Source organism: Roseivirga ehrenbergii (assembly GCF_001593005.1).
Taxonomy (GTDB): domain Bacteria; phylum Bacteroidota; class Bacteroidia; order Cytophagales; family Cyclobacteriaceae; genus Roseivirga; species Roseivirga ehrenbergii.
The window spans coordinates 1-283 of record NZ_LQZQ01000027.1 but is presented as its reverse complement, the minus strand read 5'-3'; the positions used below and the strand labels follow the sequence as shown (position 1 = coordinate 283).

At 40.6% G+C, this 283-nt stretch carries 1 pseudogene; it reads left to right on the top strand.

The window, feature by feature from the left end:
* Positions 1 to 13: 13 nt before the first annotated feature.
* Positions 14 to 283 (top strand): annotated as a pseudogene (locus MB14_RS10200) (RagB/SusD family nutrient uptake outer membrane protein); the annotation flags it as partial.

Below are 283 nucleotides of genomic sequence, written 5' to 3'. Positions count from 1 at the left end.
ATTCTTTGCTTACATGTCATACAACTACAGCTCTTCGCACATTAGAAACAATCCTAAGTGTATCAATGCTGATCTTTATGATATGATCCCTGCAACGGATGTTAGAAAAGGTTTCTGGGCAGTTACTCAGGCCGAAATGGATGCGATTGACATTCCAAGCAACTTCAGAAAATACCCTTACATGAATACTAAGTTCAACTCACCTGGCTCTGGAACACTTGGTGATGGTGACATTGTATTGATGCGTACTGCTGAGATGATCTTGATTGAAGCTGAAGCGAAT